Here is a 14,045-nt window from a genome sequence, read left to right as displayed (position 1 = left end):
CCGCTAGAATACGCGGTTTCCCGTTCCTGCCGAGGCCGCACGCGGCCAACCCCCATGGACAAGAGTTTCGAACCGACCGCGATCGAATCCAAGTGGTATGCCGCCTGGGAGGCCGCCGGCGACTTTGCGCCACACGGCGATGGTGAGCCCTACTGCATCCTGCTGCCGCCGCCCAACGTGACCGGCACCTTGCACATGGGCCATGCGTTCCAGCAGACGATCATGGACCTGCTGATCCGCTACCACCGCATGCGCGGCTGCCGCACGTTGTGGCAGGGCGGCACCGACCATGCCGGCATCGCGACCCAGAAGATCGTCGAGAACCAGCTCGCGGCCAATGGCCAGTCGCGCCATGACCTCGGCCGCACGGCCTTCGTCGAGCGCGTGTGGGAATGGAAGCAGGAATCGGGCTCGACCATCACGCGCCAGATGCGGCGGCTGGGCGCGTCGATCGATTGGTCGCGCGAGCGCTTCACGATGGACGAAGGGCTCTCGGCCGCGGTCCGGCGCGTGTTCGTGCAGTGGTACCGCGATGGCCTGCTCTACCGCGGGCGCAGGCTCGTCAACTGGGACCCGGTATTGATGACTGCGGTGTCCGACCTCGAGGTCGACAACCAGGAGAAGGACGGCTCGTTGTGGTCGATCCGCTATCCGGCCAGCGACGGCAGCACGAGCCTCGTGGTCGCCACCACACGCCCCGAGACGATGCTCGGCGACGTGGCGGTGGCAGTGCATCCCGAGGACGAACGCTATGCACATCTGGTCGGCAAGACCTTGACGTTGCCGCTGACCGGGCGCCAGATCCCGGTGATCGCCGACGCCTACGTCGAGCGCGAATTCGGCACCGGTTGCGTCAAGATCACGCCGGCGCACGACTTCAACGACTGGCAGATCGGCCTGCGCCATGGCCTGGCGCCGATCACGGTGCTCACGCTCGACGCCAAGATCAATGACGAAGCCCCGGAAAAGTATCGCGGCATGGACCGCTTCGCCGCGCGCAAGGCCGTGCTCGCCGATCTCGAAGCGCAAGGTCTGCTCGTCGAAACGAAAAAGCACAAGCTGCAGGTGCCGGTCAGCCAGCGCAGCGAGGCGATCATCGAGCCGATGCTGACCGACCAGTGGTTCCTCGACCTCACCAGCGACACGCGCGTCGATGGCAAGCCGGGCCCGGGCGGGCGCAAGGCGATCACCGAACCCGCGCTCGCGGCGGTGCGCGATGGCGCCATCAGGTTCGTGCCCGAGAACTGGTCCACGACCTACAACCAGTGGCTGGAAAACATCCAGGACTGGTGCGTCAGCCGCCAGTTGTGGTGGGGCCACCAGATCCCGGCCTGGTACGACGAGGCCGGCAACATCTTCGTCGGCGAGGATGCCGCCGATGCGATCGCGCACGCGGGCACGCCGCCGGTCGGCGCACTGAGGCAGGACGAGGACGTGCTCGACACCTGGTTCTCGTCGGCACTGTGGCCGTTCTCGACACTGGGCTGGCCCAACCCGGGCGACACGCGCGAGGCCGGCCACGTCGTCGCCAACTGGACGACCGACCAGGCCTTCCTGCCCAGCGCCGTGCTCGTCACCGGCTTCGACATCATTTTCTTCTGGGTCGCGCGCATGGTCATGGCGACGCAGTACTTCACCGGCAAGGTGCCGTTCCGCGAGGTCTACATCAACGCCATCGTGCGCGACGCCGAAGGCCAGAAGATGTCCAAGTCGAAGGGCAACACGATCGACCCGCTCGACCTCATCGACGGCATCTCGCTGGAGGATCTCGCGCGCAAGTCGACGGCCTCGCTGCTGATCCCGCAGGTGCGCGAGAAGGTCGAAAAGCGCATCCGCAAGGATTACCCGAACGGCATCGCCGCGGTCGGCACCGACGCGCTGCGCTTCACCTTCGCCGCACTGGCGACCTACGGCCGCACGATCAACTTCGACCTCAAGCGCGCCGAAGGCTACAAGGCGTTCTGCAACAAGTTATGGAATGCGGCGCGCTTCGTGCTCATGAACACCGACACCGGCGCCGCCGCAGGCACGATCCACTCCGCCGATCGGCACGCGCCGTGCACGGCGGCGGAGCAGTGGATCCTGGCCCGCCTGCGCGCGACGCTCGCCGAGGTCGAAGCGCAGATGCGCGTCTATCGCTTCGACCTCGTGGCGCAGGCGCTGTACGAATTCGTCTGGAACGAATACTGCGATTGGTTCGTCGAACTCGCCAAGCCCGCGCTGCAAGGCAGCGACGCGCAGGCGGCCGCCTCCACGCGCCACACGCTGCTGCGGGTGCTGGAAGCCGCGTTGCGCGCGCTGCACCCGATCACCCCGTACATCACCGAGGAGATCTACCAGACGGTCGCGCCGCGATTGGGTTTGACGCCAGCCAGCGTGCTGCAGCGGCCCTATCCGCGCGCAGCGGATTTCGCCTGCGACGACGCGGCCGCGAGCGCCGACATCGAATGGTTGCGCGCCGTGCTGACGCAGATCCGCCGCATCCGCAGCGAGATGAACATCGCGCCGGGCAAGGAGATACCGCTGCTGTACGCCCACGGCAGCGCCGAGGATCGCGCGCGCGCGGACCGGCTGGCGGCGCAGATCGGCTTTCTGGCCAAGGCGCAGTCGCCGCGTTGGCTTGCCGCCGGCGCCGCCGAACCCGCCGCCGCGGCCGCGATCGTCGGCGAGCTCAAGCTCCTCATTCCGCTGGCCGGCCTGATCGACCTCGATGCCGAGAAAGCGCGCCTGGCGCGTGAAATCCAGCGCCTCGAGGGCGAGCTGGCGAAGGCCAGCGCCAAACTCGCCAACTTTGGCGAGCGCACGCCCGACCACGTCGTGGAACAGGAACGCCAGCGCATCGCCGAGTTCGGCGCCACGATCGCCGGCCTGCGCGAGCAGGCGCAAAGGCTCGCGGCGGCCTGAACGCCAGACCTGCACAACGTGCCGGCGATCGGCCGCCGGCCCGCTCAGGGAATCGGTGCGGCATCGAAGCCATCGGCGAAGATGCGGTCGAGCACGAGTTCGACCGCGCCGATGTCGCACGCAGCGCCTTGCGGACGAGCCACGCCGCGCTGATCGTGCGATGGTGCGCCCGCACAGGTGCCGGCATCGATCGCGGCCCCGGGCATGCCCGGCAATCGTGTCGGGGTGAGGCCGCCGTGATCGCCCAAGGGGCCCAGCAGCGGATCCGCATCGAGATTGCCGCCCCCATCGATGCCCAGCGCCGCATCCCAGTTGCCGCTGCCGCCTGAGCCCTGCACGAGGCTGTGGTCGATGGTCGCCGCGGCGGACCCGGTGTTGTGGATCTGGTTGCCGGCCTGGGTCGCACTGTTGCCCCACAGGATCACATTGCGCATCTGCACGGTCGCCACACCCTGGTTGACGATGGCGCCACCGTTGGTGGCGCTGTTGCCGGCGAAGGTGAGATTGGTCATCAGCGGGCTGCAGACACTGTCGCTGGTCGCCGCGTCGTTGCGCATCGCACCGCCCTTGAAGAGCGCCTGGTTGGCGCTGAAACTGACATTGACCAGGCTTGGACTGCTGGTGCCTCCCGACGTCGCGTAGTTGATCATCGCACCGCCTTCGAAGCTGGCCGCATTGCCGGTGAACGTGACATCGCGGACGGTCGGGCTGGCGATCCCGACCTTGGCATGGTTGGACATGCCGGCGCCGAACTTGCCCGCGTTGCCGCTGAACACGACGTTGCGCACGGTCGGGCTGCAGACGCTGCCTGCGCCCACGCCATTGCAATACACACCGCCGCCGGAGTTGAGCGGCGGGTTGCCGTCGGCGTTGCCGGCCGTGATCGTGACGCCATCGAGCGTGGTATCGGCCAGCAACGGCGTACCGGTGGTGCCATCCATCACCACCACCTGGTAGCTGTTGCTGCCCTGGATGTCGGCCGTCGACTCGGCGATGGCATTGCCGTCGACGTCGATGTCGTCCGCGTCGATGTCGCCCGACAGCACCGCGCGATGGAGCGCCGGCGCGCGCTGCGCGCGCACGGTCTCGGTGCCGGCAAAACCGCCATACACGGCAACTCCCGGCTTGATCACGAAGCTGACGGCGCGGTCGCTGGCGGAAGGCCGGTAGACGCCGGCGGCGAGCCAGATTTCCGTGCACTGGGCATTGCCGAGTGCTGCCTGCAGGGTCGAGGTGTCGTTCCACGTACCGACGCCAGCGCCCGTCGGCGTGACGCGGCACACATCCGCCTGCGCCAATGCGGCGCAGCCAAGCAGCGCCAGACCCGGCGCATATCCCCAGCGTCTCATCATTGCCCCCTGAAACGATGCTGCGCGAAAAGCCGTGCAGTCGCGGATCACCTTACAACGCGGCGGCGCCTGGTGTCAGCTCATGGCTCATGCAGCAGCTCCATCGCCATCACGATCGCGTCCTCACGGCCCTTCTTCGCCGGATAGTAGTTGGGCCGACGGCCGAACTCGTTGAAGCCGATCGACTCGTACAAACCGATCGCGCGCGGGTTGGACGGCCGCACTTCGAGGTAGACCCGCTCGACGCGCTGCCAGCGCGCGATGTCGATGAGGCGCCGGACGATGCGGCGGCCATTGCCGTTGCCATGCAGCATCGGCGCCACGCACACATTGAGGATGTGCGCCTCACCGGCCGCCGCCGACAGCACGCCATAGCCGACGATCGTGTGGCCATCGCCAAGCACGATGCAGTCATAGCCGGCGCGCAGGCAGTCGGCGAAGATCGCGCGCGTCCATGGAAACTCGTAGGCTGCGACTTCGAGCGCGGCCACCGCATCGAGATCCTCGGCGCGCATGCGACGGAATTCGGCAGGCCCGGGTTTGAGGATCGCAACCACAGCGTGCGTGGGTCCTGGCTGGCAATGCCGCGATCGGCGCGGCCCGGCGCCGATCTTGCCACGAAACGCCGACTTGGCCAGCGCGCGCATGGCCGCCCGGCGGCGCGAAGCAGCCACCCGTCGGAGCTCGGCGCTGCGCGCCCGATTCAGTCGCGCAGTTGACGCAGCAGGCGTTTGAGTTCGCCCCACAGTGCGCGCTTGGCCAGCGCATCGCCGCGCAACTGCGCCAGCTCGCCGGTGGCCACCCAACCGATCGCGGCCTGCTGCCGGGCGCTGAGCAGGCCACCGACCGCACGCGCCTGGGCCGCGCCGAAAGCCACCAGCGCGCGCGCGCCAGCGAGGTCGGTGCCGGCCTGCGCACGCGCCACCACGGCACCGACTCCCGCCAGGGTGAACGTGCACGACAGTGCCTGCAGCAGCGGGTGGTCGGCCTGTTCGGCGAGCAGGTATACCGTTGCCGCGCCGCTATCCGGCGCGGCGGACCCGGCACCAGCAGGCGCTGACTGTGCGCGCGGCCGGTAGACGTCGATGCCCATCTCGGCCAGCCGCCGCAGGGCGGCTTCATCGAGCATCGCCGTCTCCATGGTGCTGCTGCAGATCGGCGAGGAAGCGTGCGTAGATGCGATCGATCGCAGCGCCGTAGGCGTCGACGCTGGCCTTGAGCTCGCTGCCGCCGGCAGGCTCGCCGTCGCGGTAGATGTCGTCGACCAGCACGCGGTCGCCCGGCGCGACCGCGCGCAGCTTGAGCACCACGACGACCTCCCAGCCGCCTGCGCTGGTGGGCACGCGATCCATCCGCAGCAGGTTGCCGCGGATGCGCATCGCATCACGACTGGCCGGCAGTTCATCACTGACCGTGCGTGCCAGACCGGCGCCACGCAGCGTCACGGCCAGTCGCCGCTGTAGCATGCGGGTCGGTGGATCGGCCCACATCTGGTAGTGGTACTGGCGCAGCTGCTGTGCATCGGCGTCGAGTGCGTACACGAGAGCCTGGTCGGCATACAGGCCATCGGCGGCAAAGTCCTCGACCACGACCGAGCCGGCCCAGGGCTGCGTCAGCGCCGGTGGCGGCTGTGGCCGCGGCAGCCGGTACCAGGTGAAATCGGGCACGGTCGGTGCCGAGCAGGCACCGAGCGCGACGACGGCGACGAACGCGGCCAGACGCGCCTTCATTGCGGTTCTCCGTCGGGCCGATCGGCCTTGGGGGCCACGATCAGGCGGTTGGGGTGCATGCGGATCTCGCGGCTGAACGCGTCCATGTTGCGGCTGGTGGAATCCAGGTGATGGCTGATCACGTCCATGCGGCTGGACAGCGCCTGCAGCATGGCCGTGAGATCCTCGACCGAGTCGCGGATGTCGGCGCGGTTGTCGTGGGCGATGCCAGCCAGGTCGGCCAGCGCCTGGTCGAGCGTGACCCGCGTCTGGCGCAGCTCGCCGGTGAGGTCGCGCGCCTGAGCGAGGATCGTCGCCACCGCCTTGCGATTCTCGGGCTTGAGCACGTCGCCGAGCGCGAGCGAGGTGTCGTTGAGGCGTTCGAGCAGGCGTTGGGCCTGGTCGAGGATGGCGGGCGCGCGCGAATCGAGCGTGCCGCCGATCGAATCCACGCGCTGCGACAGCGACCTGATGAGCGGCTCGATCTGGCTGCGCGTGAGCGCGTTGATCTCGGTGGCGAGGTCGTTCATCGCCATGAACACGTTGCCGCCTTCTTCGCCCTGCATCTCGCCGCCCGCCTTGAGCGGAACCGGACTGCCGCCTTCACGGATGCCGATCGAGACGTCGGCCAACAGCCCGCTCGATTGCAGCTGCGCGACACTGTCGGCCGGGATCGACCAGTCGCGGCGGATCTTGAGCTCGACCTTGTAGCGCGTGCCCTGGGCGCTGCGCTCGGGCGTGACCGCGCCGACCTGGCCGACGCGGTAGCCCTCGTAGAACACGGGCGCGCCATGGCGCAGGCCGGTCACGTTGCGATAGCGCACGAGATAGTCGTTGCTGGCCAGCGAGCGCCCGGTGATCAGCGCCAGCGCCACGAGCAGCAGCGCGGCACCTGCCAGCACCACCGCGCCGACCAGCGTGTAATTGACGGTGTCGCGTTTCACGCGGCCTCCCCTGCGCCTGCGCGCGTCGCATCGGCCGACACTTTAGCAAGACTCATGCGCGCTCCTCGGTGAGACGCCGCAGATAGGCCTCGGCGTCGATCGCCACCTCGCGCGGGCGGCGGTTGAGCAGGTCCTGGATGCGTTCGTTGTCGGCGCCGCGCACGGCCGCGACGGTATCGGTCATGAGCACGCGCCCCTGATCGAGCACGGTGATCGTGTCGGCGATCTTGAACGCGCTTTCCAGCTCGTGGGTGACCACCACGATCGTCATGCGCAGCGCGTCGCGCAGGCGCAGGATGAGCTCATCGAGTTCGGCCGATACGACCGGATCGAGTCCAGCCGAGGGCTCATCGAAAAACAGCAGGCGTGGGTCCATGACCAGCGCGCGCGCGAGCGCGGCGCGCTTGACCATGCCGCCCGACAGCTGACTCGGCATGAGGTCCTGGAAGCCACCGAGGTTGACCACCTCGAGCTTGATGCGACTCATGATGCGGATCGTCGCTTCGTCGAGATCGGTGTGCTCGCGCAGCGGCAGCGCCACGTTGTCGCCGACGCTGAGCGAGGTCAGCAGGGCGCCGCCCTGGAACGACACGCCGATGCGCTTGCGCACCGCCAGCAACTCCCGTTCGTCGGCCCGGCCCAGATCGACGCCGAACAGGCGCACGCTGCCGGCGACCGGCCGTTGCAGCCCGAGCAGGTGGCGCAACAGCGTCGACTTGCCCGAGCCCGAGCCGCCCATGATGACGCGGATCTCGCCGGGCCTGACCGTGAAATCGACGCCGAACAGCACCTGCCGGCGACCGTACCAGGCATCGAGACCGGCGACTTCGATGAGCGGTGCAGGCGTGTCCATGTCAGCGGTTGATGAAGTACGAAAACACCATGTCCACCACGATGATCCAGCAGATCGACAGCACCACGGCGCGCGTGGTGGCGCGACCGACGCCCTCGGCGCCACCGGTGACGGAAAACCCGGTGCTGACGCCGATCAGTGTGATCAGCACCGCGAACACCACACTCTTGGACAGGCCCTGCCAGACATCGCCCGGCGACAGCAGCGCCAGGGTCTGCGACAGGTACGCGAGCGGGGTGACGTTGAGCGCCGGCGCGCTGTACAGCGCCGCGCCGAAGATCGCGATCGCATTGGCGAAGATCGTGAGCGTCGGCAGCATGACGAGCATGGCCACCAGCGCGGGCGCCACCAGATAGCGGACCGGTTCGATGCCCATCACCGCCAGTGCATCGACTTCCTGCGACACGCTCATCGAGCCGATGCGCGCGGCCAGCGCCGAGCCCGAGCGTCCGGCAACGAGGATCGCCGTGATGAGCGCGCCGAACTCGCGGGTGACCGACTTGGCCACCGCCACCACCACCTGCGATTGCGCGCCGAACTCGGCCAGCGAGGCGACGAACTGGATGCCGAGCATGAGGCCGACCGTGAACCCGAGCAGGGCCACGATCGGCAACGCGTCGACGCCGATCTCGCGCATCTGCTGCGCGATCGCGCCAAGCCGCACGCGCTGGCCGACGCGGCGTCCGGCAACGAGGAAGTAGAGCGATTCGACGAGCACGATCGCCGCGTAACCGACGCCGGCAATCGCGCCGAGCGCGGTCCGGCCGACCTCGTGCAGCGGACGTTGCAGCGCGTTCACCCCGTGCCACCGAGCGCAGCCGGCGTGTCGACGATGTCGAACACGCGGTCGAGCCGTGCCAACTCGAGCACCGCGCGCACGGCGGCGCTGGGCGCCACCAGCGCGAAGCGCTGCCCGCGCGCGCGGCCCTGCTGCAGGCCCTCGACCAGGGCCGCGATGCCGGACGAGTCGATGTAGGCCACGTCGGCAAGGTCGATGCCGACCGCGAGGCCCGCATCGAAGGCGTCGAGCACGGCGCGGCGCACCTGCTGTGACCACGACAGGTCCACCTCGCCGCGCAGGCGCACGAGGATGGCGCCGTCGCTGCGTTCGCGCGTTACCGCATTGGCCATCGCACTCATGCGTCCGCCGCCTCCTCGCCGGCCCAGCTGTCGATGTGCTTGTGCAGGACGAGCCGGTTGCCGCGCCCGTCGGCGGCCGGCTCGATGCGCCAATCGTCCATGATCCGGTCGATCAAGGCGATACCGAGGCCGCCGCAGCGGCATTCCCCCAGCGTGCCCGGCCGGAGCGAGGCCGGGTCCACCGCCGGCGCCTCGTCGACGATCTCGAGCGTCAGCGTGGCCGCGCAGCGCGTGGCGCGCACCGTCAGCGGACCCTCGCAGTCCGGGCCATAACCATGGCGGATCACGTTGGTGCAGGCTTCGTCCACCGCCAGCACGAGTTCGTCGCGCAACCGCGGTTCGATCGCCTGCTGGTCGAACACCGCGCGCAGCTCGGCGCGCAGACCGCGCATCGACTCGGCGCGCGCCGGCAGGCTGCGCGTGAACAGCAGCTCGGGCCGTTCGGCCTGCGCCGCCTCGATCAGCAGGAAGGTGGTGTCGTCGACCAGATGCAGGCGGCGCAGCTCGCCGAGCAGGCTGCGCAGGCGCGCCTTGGGCGTGGCCTGGGCGTGACGCTCGATCAGCGCGCGCAGGCCGGCCAGGCCGATCGGCCGGCCGTCGCTGCCGCGCACATCGGTGGCGCCATCGGAAAATGCGTACAGCGCGCCGCCATCGAGCGCGACCTCGTGTTCGTCGAAGCCGACCTCACGCACGATCCCGAGTGGCGGGCCGTCGGCGAGATACTGGCGGTACTGGCCGCCGTGCAGCACGAGCACGGGCGGGAACCCCGCGTTGGCAAAGCGCACGCGGGTGGCGGCGCGGTCGCAGTAGCCGACCACCGCGCAGACGAAGCGTCCTTCGCGCGCCGATTCGCACAGCTCTTCGTTGGCGCGCGCCAGCCACAGCGCCGGCGCCGGATGCTCCTTGCCGATCCAGCGCAGCAGGCTTGCCGCCCGCATCATCAGCAGTGCCGCATCGAGTCCCTTGCCGGCGATGTCGCCGATCACGAAGCCGATGTCGCCGCCGGGCAGTTCGAAATAGTCGTAGAAGTCGCCCGACATCTCGTGCGCGGGACGATTCACGCCCAGCACCGGAAAACCGTCGCGGCGGCGCCGCGGCAGCAGCGATTTCTGCAGGTGGCGCGCCAGGTCGAGTTCGCGCTTGAGCCGCTGCTGCTCGAGCAGCTCGCCGGCCAGGCGCGCGTTGTTGATCGCCAGTGCGGCCGGAGCCGCGACCAGTTCGAGCAGTTCGGCATCGGCGGCACTGAACGGCACGCCGTCGCGGCGGTTGACGATTTCGATCACGCCGATCGGCCCCGCCGCCGTGCGCAGCGGCGCGCAGACGAGGCTGCGGGTGATGAAGCCGCTGGCCTCGTCCGAACCGCGCCACAGGCGCGGATCGTCCTGTGCCTGAGCCACGATCTGGGTGCAGTCCTGCGCCAGCGTCTGGCCAACGACGCCCTGGCCGACCGCGAGTCGCATGCCGGTGACGTCGATCGGGCCGGCGCTGACGCGACACTCGAGCACCTGGCTGGCCGCGTCGAGCAGGAACAGCGCGATGCCTTCGACTTCGAGGAAGTCGCGCACGCGCGTGATTGCCTGGGTGAGGGTCTGGTGCAGGTCGAGCGAAACGGCCAGTGCGCGTGACAGCTCGGCCAGGAACACGAGCGCGCCGGTGTCGCGCAGCCGCGGCGTGGCCGCGGCGCCGGCGACGACTGCCGGCTGCGCCGCGGTCATGAGGCGCCTTTGCCGGCGCCACGCTGGGCGCGCTCGCTGCGCTTGCGGCGCAGCCCCCACAGCGTCAGCGCGGGTCCCGACAGCAGGTACAGGCCAGTGATCGCCAACAGCACGCGCGCGGTGTCGATGGTCAGCGCGACCAGGACCAGCATCGCCACCGGGATGGCGATGAACGGCACGCGGTCGGACAGCGGCCAGGCCTTGAAGCTGTAGTAGCGGACGCGACTGACCATCAGCAGGCCGGCGACCACGGCGACGATCGGCGTGGCAAAGTCCATTTCGTTGACCGACAGGCCGTACAGGTTGCCATTTTCGATCGCCCACACGAAGGACATGCACAGGCCCGCCGCCGCTGGACTGGCCAGACCCTGGAAATAGCGTTTGTCGGCCACCCCGACCTGGGTGTTGAAGCGGGCCAGGCGCAACGCCGCGCAGGCCGCGTAGATGAACGCCGCGGACCAGCCGACCTTGCCCCAACCCGGACCGTAGGCCTGCAGGTGCACCAGCGACCAGTTGTAGAGCACGAGCGAAGGCGCGATGCCGAAACTGACCAGATCCGACAACGAATCGTATTGCACGCCGAACTCGCTCTGCGTGCCGGTCAGGCGCGCCACGCGCCCGTCGAGGCCATCGAGGATCGCGGCCACGAATACCGCGATGGCGGCGTCGACATAACGCCCGCCGATGCTGGCCACGATCGCGTAGAAGCCCGCGAACATCGCCGCCGTGGTGAACAGGTTGGGCAGCAGGTAGATGCCGCGTGGCGGCTTGCGCGCACCGGCCGTTGGCGCTTCCATGTTCGATTCCAGCCCCCGGGAAACCAGGCCCGGAGTGTACCCTGATCGACAAAATCGGGCGGCTCTTCTTGTCTCGTGGGCGCAACAATGCTATGCAGTGCGCACCGATGACGCCCTGAACATCCGGCCGACCCAAAGAACCGACCATGAAAGCCATCTGGATTGCCCTGCTCCTGCTCGTCGCCGCCCCCGTTGCCGCCGGCGAGATGTATTCCTGGACCGACGCCAACGGTGTCAAGCACTTCTCCGACTCGCCACCGCCCAAGTCGGTCAAGGCCGAGAAGCTGCATGTGCGCGGCGGCGTGACCACCAGCACCCCGGCCGAGGACGAAGAGGCCGATGCCAAGAAGGCGGCCGGTCCGGCGATGGCGGCGGCGGCCGGTTACTCGGAAGAGGACATCAAGCGCAACTGCGCCATGGCCAGGCAGAACCTCGCCACGCTCGAGGCGCAGAAGCCTGCCGTCGATGCCGAGGGTTACCCGGTCGATCTCGATGCGGCCAAGCATCGCCAGGGCCAGATCGACAAGGCCAACCAGCAGATCAAGCTGTTCTGCACCTCGCAGTAGGCGCTCCAGCCGCTCGCCGTCCGCAACGCTCGACGCGCGCCCGATGCAGGCGCCGCGGCGTGTGCGCGCGCGTCGTTGCGCACGGCGCAGCGCTGCATCACGACCCACCTCGTCCACCGCGCAGCGCTGCTGCCTGAGCGTGCGCACGCGCGGCGGGGCAGACTGCTAAAATCGGCGGTTCCATTGCTGTGGTGACCGTCCATGCGCCTGTCCCGCTTTCACCTGTCCACCGTCAAGGAAGTGCCGGCCGACGCCGAAATCGCCAGTCATCGGCTGATGCTGCGTACCGGCATGATCCGCAAGCTCGCGGCCGGCATCTACACCTGGTCGCCGCTGGGCCTGCGCGTGCTGTCGCGCGTCGAACACGTGGTGCGCGAGGAAATGAATCGCGCCGGCGCACTCGAACTGCTGATGCCGTCGGTGCAGCCCCGCGAGTTGTGGGAGGAAACCGGGCGCTGGGAGAAATTCGGCGGCCAGCTGCTCAAGATTCGCGACCGCAAGGAGGCCGATTACTGCTACGGCCCGACCCACGAGGAAGTGATTACCGATTACGCACGTCACGAACTGCGCAGCTACAGACAGTTGCCGATCAATTTCTATCAGATCCAGACCAAGTTCCGTGATGAGATCCGGCCGCGTTTCGGCGTGATGCGCGCGCGCGAATTCCTCATGAAGGATGCCTATTCGTTCCACCTGACCGCCGATTGCCTGGCAAGCGAATACCGCAACATGTACGACACCTACACCCGCATCTTCACGCGGCTGGGGTTGCGGTTCCGCGCCGTGCAGGCCGACACCGGCGCGATTGGCGGCAATGCCAGTCACGAGTTCCAGGTGCTGGCCGATTCGGGCGAGGATGCGATCGCGTTTTCGACCGGGTCGGACTATGCGGCCAATGTGGAGATGGCGCAGGCGCGCGCCCCCGACACGTCCCGGCCGGCGCCGCGCCAGTCGCTCGAACGCGTCGCCACGCCCACGCAGAAGACGATCGACGAAGTCAGCGCATTCCTCGCGGTAGCGCCGCAGCAGTGCGTGAAGACCCTCGTCGTGCGCGGCAACGACGGCCTGGTGGCACTGTGCGTACGCGGCGATCACGAGATCAACGAGACCAAGGCCGCCAAGCTGGCCGAACTGCCCGGCGCGCTCGCACTGGCCGACGAGGCGCAGATCATCGCTGCCACCGGCACCACACCCGGCTTCATCGGCCCGGCCGGATTGCCCGACACGATTCCCGTGATCGTCGACCGCGACGCCGCGGTCCTGGCCGACTTCGTCTGCGGCGGCAATGCCGACGGCAGTCACTATCGTGGCGCCAACTGGGAGCGTGACGCACGCATCAGCCGGGTTGCCGATATCCGCAACGTGGTCGAGGGCGACCCCTCGCCCGACGGCCACGGCACGCTGCAGATCGCGCGCGGCATCGAGGTCGGTCACGTATTCCAGCTCGGTGACAAGTATGCGGCGGCACTGGGCGCCAGCGTGCTCGACGACGCAGGCAAGTCGCAGGTGCTGCAAATGGGCTGCTACGGCATCGGCGTCAGCCGCATCGTGGCCGCCGCGATCGAGCAGAATCACGACGCCGCGGGCATCATCTGGCCGGAACCGATGGCGCCGTGGCGCGCGGTGATCTGCCCGATCAACGCCGCGCAGAACGCCCAGGTGCGCGAACAAGCCGAGCAGTTGTATGGCGAACTGCAGGCTCGCGGCATCGACGTGTTGCTCGACGATCGCGGCCTACGCCCCGGTCCGATGTTTGCCGACATCGAGCTGATCGGCATTCCGCATCGCATCGTCGTCAGCGAACGCGGCTTGGCCGCAGGCACGTTCGAATATCGCCGGCGCGGCGACAGCGAAAACCTCGCATTGTCACGCGAAGCGCTGCTGGAACGATTGGCCTGAAATACGAGCGGCTGGCATCGGAATTGCCGGTCGCTGGTTTTTCACTGTCATTTTCACCGGCTGCCGGTATAATCGCCGGCCAGGACTCGGACGTTGTATGGAACGGCGCCATTATTTTGGTATGCCGCAGCCATGCCGACGCATTTTCATCGGATGATTGAAATGATGC

13 protein-coding genes are annotated in these 14,045 nt (G+C 68.4%); 3 read left to right on the top strand and 10 right to left on the bottom strand.

The window, feature by feature from the left end; genetic code table 11:
- Nucleotides 1-54: 54 nt before the first annotated feature.
- Nucleotides 55-2,904, top strand: coding sequence for a valine--tRNA ligase (locus KF903_RS04715; RefSeq protein ID WP_291211674.1), 2,850 nt, complete (start codon nucleotides 55-57; stop codon nucleotides 2,902-2,904).
- 44 nt (nucleotides 2,905-2,948) lie between these two features.
- Here the strand turns inward: KF903_RS04715 and KF903_RS04710 are convergent, their stop codons facing one another.
- The 10 genes from KF903_RS04710 to pssA all read right to left on the bottom strand — a co-directional run bounded on the left by KF903_RS04710 (nucleotide 2,949) and on the right by pssA (nucleotide 11,411).
- The gene (locus KF903_RS04710) at nucleotides 2,949-4,253 is read right to left on the bottom strand and encodes a choice-of-anchor Q domain-containing protein (RefSeq protein WP_291211672.1); all 1,305 of its coding nucleotides are present in this window, start codon (nucleotides 4,251-4,253) and stop codon (nucleotides 2,949-2,951) included.
- Between the two features lie 80 nt (nucleotides 4,254-4,333).
- A complete protein-coding gene (rimI, locus tag KF903_RS04705; protein ID WP_291211669.1) occupies nucleotides 4,334-4,768 on the bottom strand; it encodes a ribosomal protein S18-alanine N-acetyltransferase in 435 nt (144 codons plus the stop codon).
- A gap of 188 nt (nucleotides 4,769-4,956) precedes the next feature.
- A complete protein-coding gene (locus tag KF903_RS04700) occupies nucleotides 4,957-5,382 on the bottom strand; it encodes a hypothetical protein (RefSeq protein ID WP_291211667.1) in 426 nt (141 codons plus the stop codon).
- On the bottom strand, nucleotides 5,372-5,983 hold the full coding sequence (locus tag KF903_RS04695; RefSeq protein ID WP_291211664.1) for an ABC-type transport auxiliary lipoprotein family protein: 612 nt from the start codon (nucleotides 5,981-5,983) through the stop codon (nucleotides 5,372-5,374). The genes KF903_RS04700 and KF903_RS04695 overlap by 11 nt, the downstream gene beginning before the upstream one ends.
- Nucleotides 5,980-6,906, bottom strand: coding sequence for an MlaD family protein (locus KF903_RS04690; protein ID WP_291211661.1), 927 nt, complete (start codon nucleotides 6,904-6,906; stop codon nucleotides 5,980-5,982). The genes KF903_RS04695 and KF903_RS04690 overlap by 4 nt, the downstream gene beginning before the upstream one ends.
- Nucleotides 6,907-6,958: 52 nt before the next feature.
- Nucleotides 6,959-7,759 carry an ATP-binding cassette domain-containing protein gene (locus KF903_RS04685; RefSeq protein WP_291211658.1) on the bottom strand — a complete coding sequence of 267 codons (801 nt, stop codon included), beginning with the start codon at nucleotides 7,757-7,759 and terminating at the stop codon, nucleotides 6,959-6,961.
- Nucleotide 7,760: 1 nt separating this feature from the next.
- A complete protein-coding gene (locus KF903_RS04680) occupies nucleotides 7,761-8,558 on the bottom strand; it encodes an ABC transporter permease (RefSeq protein ID WP_291211655.1) in 798 nt (265 codons plus the stop codon).
- Nucleotides 8,555-8,899, bottom strand: a complete 345-nt coding sequence (locus KF903_RS04675; protein WP_291211653.1) for an STAS domain-containing protein — start codon at nucleotides 8,897-8,899, stop codon at nucleotides 8,555-8,557. Before KF903_RS04675 ends, KF903_RS04680 begins: the two co-directional genes overlap by 4 nt.
- A complete protein-coding gene (locus KF903_RS04670; protein WP_291211650.1) occupies nucleotides 8,896-10,614 on the bottom strand; it encodes a SpoIIE family protein phosphatase in 1,719 nt (572 codons plus the stop codon). The genes KF903_RS04675 and KF903_RS04670 overlap by 4 nt, the downstream gene beginning before the upstream one ends.
- Nucleotides 10,611-11,411 (bottom strand): CDP-diacylglycerol--serine O-phosphatidyltransferase, encoded by an 801-nt coding sequence (pssA, locus tag KF903_RS04665; RefSeq protein WP_291211647.1) that lies wholly within the window; start codon nucleotides 11,409-11,411, stop codon nucleotides 10,611-10,613. Before pssA ends, KF903_RS04670 begins: the two co-directional genes overlap by 4 nt.
- Nucleotides 11,412-11,557: 146 nt before the next feature.
- Between pssA and KF903_RS04660 the strand changes: the two genes are divergently transcribed.
- On the top strand, nucleotides 11,558-11,977 hold the full coding sequence (locus tag KF903_RS04660; protein ID WP_291211645.1) for a DUF4124 domain-containing protein: 420 nt from the start codon (nucleotides 11,558-11,560) through the stop codon (nucleotides 11,975-11,977).
- 201 nt (nucleotides 11,978-12,178) lie between these two features.
- The gene (locus KF903_RS04655) at nucleotides 12,179-13,876 is read left to right on the top strand and encodes a proline--tRNA ligase (RefSeq protein ID WP_291211642.1); all 1,698 of its coding nucleotides are present in this window, start codon (nucleotides 12,179-12,181) and stop codon (nucleotides 13,874-13,876) included.
- The last annotated feature ends 169 nt before the right edge of the window (nucleotides 13,877-14,045 follow it).

The organism is Dokdonella sp., assembly GCF_019634845.1.
In the GTDB taxonomy this organism is placed as follows: domain Bacteria; phylum Pseudomonadota; class Gammaproteobacteria; order Xanthomonadales; family Rhodanobacteraceae; genus Dokdonella_A.
This window is presented reverse-complemented; position numbering and strand designations above follow the sequence as displayed.

Excerpts from the sequence above, each read along its gene's own strand:
- KF903_RS04715 (WP_291211674.1), top strand. The coding sequence starts at position 55 with ATGGACAAGAGTTTCGAACCGACCGCGATCGAATCCAAGTGGTATGCC.
- KF903_RS04710 (WP_291211672.1), bottom strand. The coding sequence starts at position 4,253 with ATGAGACGCTGGGGATATGCGCCGGGTCTGGCGCTGCTTGGCTGCGCC.
- rimI (WP_291211669.1), bottom strand. The coding sequence starts at position 4,768 with ATGCGCGCCGAGGATCTCGATGCGGTGGCCGCGCTCGAAGTCGCAGCC.
- KF903_RS04700 (WP_291211667.1), bottom strand. The coding sequence starts at position 5,382 with ATGCTCGATGAAGCCGCCCTGCGGCGGCTGGCCGAGATGGGCATCGAC.
- KF903_RS04695 (WP_291211664.1), bottom strand. The coding sequence starts at position 5,983 with ATGAAGGCGCGTCTGGCCGCGTTCGTCGCCGTCGTCGCGCTCGGTGCC.
- KF903_RS04685 (WP_291211658.1), bottom strand. The coding sequence starts at position 7,759 with ATGGACACGCCTGCACCGCTCATCGAAGTCGCCGGTCTCGATGCCTGG.
- KF903_RS04675 (WP_291211653.1), bottom strand. The coding sequence starts at position 8,899 with ATGAGTGCGATGGCCAATGCGGTAACGCGCGAACGCAGCGACGGCGCC.
- KF903_RS04670 (WP_291211650.1), bottom strand. The coding sequence starts at position 10,614 with ATGACCGCGGCGCAGCCGGCAGTCGTCGCCGGCGCCGCGGCCACGCCG.
- pssA (WP_291211647.1), bottom strand. The coding sequence starts at position 11,411 with ATGGAAGCGCCAACGGCCGGTGCGCGCAAGCCGCCACGCGGCATCTAC.
- KF903_RS04660 (WP_291211645.1), top strand. The coding sequence starts at position 11,558 with ATGAAAGCCATCTGGATTGCCCTGCTCCTGCTCGTCGCCGCCCCCGTT.
- KF903_RS04655 (WP_291211642.1), top strand. The coding sequence starts at position 12,179 with ATGCGCCTGTCCCGCTTTCACCTGTCCACCGTCAAGGAAGTGCCGGCC.